This window comes from Halorhodospira neutriphila (assembly GCF_016584055.1).
GTDB classification, from domain to species: Bacteria; Pseudomonadota; Gammaproteobacteria; order Nitrococcales; family Halorhodospiraceae; genus Halorhodospira; species Halorhodospira neutriphila.
Window position 1 is genome coordinate 1 of sequence record NZ_NRSH01000158.1, and the last position, 4,436, is coordinate 4,436.

Below are 4,436 nucleotides of genomic sequence, written 5' to 3' on the forward strand. Positions count from 1 at the left end.
TTCGCCGCCCTCACCCCCCGCGAGCGCGACATCCTCGAGCGCCTCGCCGAGGGCGAGAGCAACAAGGTTATCGCCCGCCACCTCGGCATCTCCGACGGCACCGTGAAGCTCCACGTCAAGTCCGTGCTGCGCAAGCTCGAGGTCCACTCCCGGGTGGAGGCGGCCATCAAGGCGCTCGACCTCGGCCTGGGGCGCTCCCAGCGCTCGGCCCGCTAGGGCGGGGGCGGCGGCCCCGGCGGCCGCCGCCCCGGCGTATTACCGAATGGGTATTCCGCCCGCCCCCGCTCCTGTGAAGAATGAGCCCCAATGCAGCCCCGGCGCCCCGGAGCGGGGTAGGCGCCGCCTACGGACCGAAGCCGGGCGCACAAGAGCCGCTGCAAGGGAGCTCACCATGGCCTTCGAGTCCTTCGCCGCCGCGCGCTGGGCCCTGCTCGGCAGCATCTTCCTTATCGCCGTGCTGCTCGGCGCCGTCGTGAACCGGACCCACTTCTGCACCATGGGCGCCGTCTCCGACGCCGTGAACATGGGCGACTTCCGGCGCCTGCGCGCCTGGCTGCTCGCCATCGCCGTGGCCGCGGCCGGCGTCGCGCTGCTCGAGCCCCTCGGGCTCATCGGCGCCGAGCGCACCATGCCGCCCTACCGCAGCGCCGACTTCGCCTGGGCCGGCTACCTCCTCGGCGGCCTGCTCTTCGGCGTCGGCATGACCCTCGGCGGCGGCTGCGGCAACAAGGTCCTCGTGCGCCTCGGCGCCGGGAACCTCAAGTCCCTCGTGGTCGCCGCCGTCCTGGGGGTCAGCGCCTACTACATGACCAATCCGCCGCCGGGCCTGGAGCTCCCCCTGCGGGGCCTGCTCTTCGGCTGGATCGACGCGCTCGCCATCGAGCTCCCCCACGGCCAGGGCCTCGCCAGCCTGGCCGCCGGCGAGGCGGCGGCCCGGGTCCGCCCCCTCATCGCCGCGGCGCTGTGCCTCGGGCTGCTCTACGCGGCGCTGCGCTCGGCGGCGCTCCGGCGCAGCCGCGGGCACCTGCTCGGCGGCGCCGCCGTCGGGGCGGCGGTGGTCGCCGTGCTCCTGATCTCCAGCAACGTCTGGGTCGTGGACGACTTCGGGCAGCGCCAGGACCTGCAGAGCTACGCCACCAACTGGTCCTTCCACCACCCGGACAGCGAGGCCGGGCGCCCGGAGAGCGCGCGGCTGCTCGCGCCCCAGGGGCTGAGCTTCGTCGGCCCCGTCGCCCAGGGGGCGGGCTACGTCGGCCACGGCCTCGACCCGGCCCTGGCCACCATCGGCGTCGCCCTCGCCGCCGGGGTGATCGCCGGCTCCTTCCTGGCGGGGCTCTTCAGCCGCTCCCTGCGCCTGGAGTGGTTCGCCTCCCGGGCCGACCTCGGCAACCACCTCCTCGGCGGGCTCCTGATGGGGGTCGGCGGCGTGCTGGCCATGGGCTGCACCTTCGGCCAGGCGATCACCGGCGCCGCCACCCTGGCCCTCAGCGCCCCGGTGACGATGCTCGCCATCCTCCTCGGCAGCGCCCTGACCATGAAGGTGCAGTACTACCGGCTGCTCCACGAGGAGGAGGCCACCCTCGGCAAGGCCCTGCTCACCGGGCTCGTCGACCTGCGCCTCCTGCCGGCCGCCATGAGGCAGCTCGATGCCCTCTGAGCGACCCGCCCGCTGGGCCTTCGCCCGCCGGCTCGTCCCCTTCAACCAGTGGCCGCGGCCGAGCGCCGAGCGCCTGCGGGCGGACCTGGGCGCCGGCGCGGCGGTCGCCCTGGTGCTGATCCCGCAGTCGATGGCCTACGCCGCGCTGGCGGGCATGCCGCCGCACTACGGCCTCTACGCCGCCTTCCTGCCCGTCATGGTCGCCGCGGTCTGGGGCTCGCTGCCGCAGCTCGCCTGCGGCCCGGTGGCGGTCACCGGGCTGCTCACCGCCTCGGCGCTGACCCCGCTGGCCGAGCCGGGCAGCGGCGAGTACGTCGCCCTCGCCATCACCCTGGCCCTGATGGCCGGGACGCTGCAGCTCGCCCTCGGGCTCTTCTCCCTGGGGACGCTGGTCAACTTCCTCGCCCACCCGGTCATCCTCGGCTTCACCAACGCCGCGGCCATCGTCATCGCCCTTTCGCAGCTCAACGACCTGCTCGGCGTCCCCATGGCCAGCGACACCGGCATCCTCGTCGCCGTCGCCGAGGTCCTCGGCCGCCTGCCGCAGGCCCACCTGCCGACCCTCGCCTTCGGGGTGGCGGCGATGGCGATCATCGCCGCCTGCCGGCGCTGGCTGCCGCGCGTCCCCGGCGTCCTGGCGGCCGCGGCGGGGCTGACGCCCCTCAGCTACCTCGTCGGCCTCGAGGGCATGGGCGGCGAGGTGGTGGGGGCGATCCCGGCCGGCCTGCCGCCGCTGAGCCTGCCGAGCCTCGACTGGGAGCAGGTCACGACGCTGTTCAGCTCGGCGGTGGTGATCGCCCTGGTGGGCTTCATCGAGGCGATCTCCATCGCCAAGGCCATCGCCGCCCGCACCCGGGCCCGCATCGACCCCAACCAGGAGCTCGTCGGCCAGGGGCTGGCGAACCTCGCCGCCGGCCTCTCCCAGGCCTTCCCCATCAGCGCCTCCTTCTCGCGCAGCGCCATCAGCCACAGCAGCGGCGCGCGCACCGGCATGGCCTCGGTCTTCACGGCGCTGATCGTGGCGCTGGCCCTGCTGCTGCTCACCCCGCTGCTCTACCACCTGCCCGTGGCGGTGCTCGCGGCGATCATCATCATGGCGGTGAGCAGCCTGGTGAACATCGAGGCGATGCGCCAGACGTGGCGGGCCCACCGCCAGGACGGCGCCGTGGCGGTAACCACCTTCGTCAGCAGCCTCGCCCTCGCCCCCCACCTCGACTACGGCATCCTCCTCGGCGGGGTGCTGGCCATCGTCCTCTACCTGCTGCGCACCATGCGCCCGCGCGTGGTGATCCTCTCCCGCCACCCGGCGGACGGCGCCCTGCGCGACGCCCGCCGCTTCGGCCTGCCGGAGAGCCGCCACATCGCCGCCCTGCGCTTCGACGGCCCGCTCTACTTCGCCAACGTCGGCCACCTCGAGGACGCGGTGCTCGAGATCAACCACGAGTACCCCGAGGCGCGCTTCGTGCTGCTCGTCGGCGACGGCATCACCTCCATCGACTCCTCGGGCGCCGAGACGCTCCACAACCTCGACGAGCAGCTGCGCGACAACGGCGTCACCCTGGTGCTCGCCGGCGTCAAGCTGCAGGTCATGGAGGTCCTCGAGCGCGCCGGGATCGCCGAGGAGATCGGCCGGGAGAACATCTTCCGCAGCGAGGACGAGGCGATCCGGGCCGTCCACCAGCGCATCGACGAGCCGGGCTTCGACGCCGCGCAGTGCCCGCTGCTGCCGCGGGCCGCCCCCTACCACGGCGCCTAGCGCCTGGCCGGCCGGCGGCGCGGTCAGTCGATCTCGAAGCGGTACATCAGGTCGAGGGCGCTGTCCTCGCCGCTGACCGCCTCGAGGTAGAGCTGCCAGGTCAGGAAGTAGCGCAGCGTCACGGTGTTGCTCGGGGTGAAGACGCCGACGCCGTAGGCGACGTAGAGGCGGGGGCGGACGTAGCCCGAGACGACCACCTCGGCGCCCTCGCCCTGGCCGCGGGTCTCGATCTCGAAGTCCTCGACGCCGAGCTGCTCGGCCACCGAGGAGGCGATCTTGCCGCCGCCGTAGACGCCGAGCGCCAGGGCCGCCTGGGCGAGCATGGCGTCCTCGCCCGGCCCCTCGGCCCCCATGGGCCGCCCGCGGATGAGGTAGGAGAGGGCGTCGGTCTCGGCCATGGCCGGCTCGCTGAACAGGCTCACCTCGGGCGCGTCGGCGTAGCCCTCGACGCGCACCCCGGCGGTGACCTCGTCGCGCTCGATGCGGCGGACCGCCTCGATGTCGAGCTGCGGGCGGTTGACCGGCCCCGTGAACAGCAGCAGGCCGCGGCGGATGCGCAGCCGCTGGCCGTAGGCGCGGTAGCGCCCCTCGTCGATGCGCAGCTCGCCGAAGGCCTCGGGCCCGGACTCCTCGCTGTAGAGCACGCGCAGCGCCCCGCCGAGCTTCCCCTCCACCCCGAAGGCGAAGAGCGCCAGCTCGTCGCCGAGGCCGATCTCGACATCCGCCCTCACCCGCCACCCCTCGGGGACCGGCTCGCCCGCCTCTGCGCCGGCCTCCTCGCCGGCGGCCTCGCCGACGATGACCACATCCTTCGAGCGGGAGACCGCCTTCTCCGGCACCTCCTGGATCTCGATCCGCCCGGCGGGGATCGCCACGCGGCCGTCCACCCGGACCGTGCCGGGCTCCGCGCGGACGGTCAGGTCCGGCGAGACGCGCAGCCGCGCCCGCGGCAGCTGGCCGAGCTCGAGCCGCTCGCCCTCGAGGGAGGCGGCGAGCTCGGCGGCTCGGCGAGCTGGGGCGGCA

At 74.3% G+C, this 4,436-nt stretch carries 4 protein-coding genes; 3 read left to right on the plus strand and 1 reads right to left on the minus strand.

The annotated features are described in order from the left end of the window. The 3 genes from CKO13_RS10860 to CKO13_RS10870 all read left to right on the plus strand — a co-directional run. Positions 1-216: LuxR C-terminal-related transcriptional regulator (locus CKO13_RS10860; protein WP_242468012.1), on the plus strand; the 216-nt coding region annotated here is incomplete at its 5' end. A 175-nt stretch (positions 217-391) separates the two neighbouring features. Beyond that, positions 392-1,657 carry a YeeE/YedE thiosulfate transporter family protein gene (locus CKO13_RS10865; RefSeq protein WP_200260832.1) on the plus strand — a complete coding sequence of 422 codons (1,266 nt, stop codon included), beginning with the start codon at positions 392-394 and terminating at the stop codon, positions 1,655-1,657. Next, complete coding sequence (locus tag CKO13_RS10870; RefSeq protein WP_200260835.1) at positions 1,647-3,413, plus strand: SulP family inorganic anion transporter; 1,767 nt, start codon at positions 1,647-1,649, stop codon at positions 3,411-3,413. The genes CKO13_RS10865 and CKO13_RS10870 overlap by 11 nt, the downstream gene beginning before the upstream one ends. Before the next feature lie 23 nt (positions 3,414-3,436). On the opposite strand, the gene CKO13_RS10875 is transcribed toward CKO13_RS10870, so the two are convergent. Beyond that, positions 3,437-4,436 (minus strand): translocation/assembly module TamB domain-containing protein (locus CKO13_RS10875; RefSeq protein WP_200260838.1); only part of this gene is annotated, 1,000 nt, incomplete at its 5' end.

Bases quoted from the DNA above. Each gene is read 5' to 3' on its own strand.
- CKO13_RS10865 (WP_200260832.1), top strand. From the start codon at position 392: ATGGCCTTCGAGTCCTTCGCCGCCGCGCGCTGGGCCCTGCTCGGCAGC.
- CKO13_RS10870 (WP_200260835.1), top strand. From the start codon at position 1,647: ATGCCCTCTGAGCGACCCGCCCGCTGGGCCTTCGCCCGCCGGCTCGTC.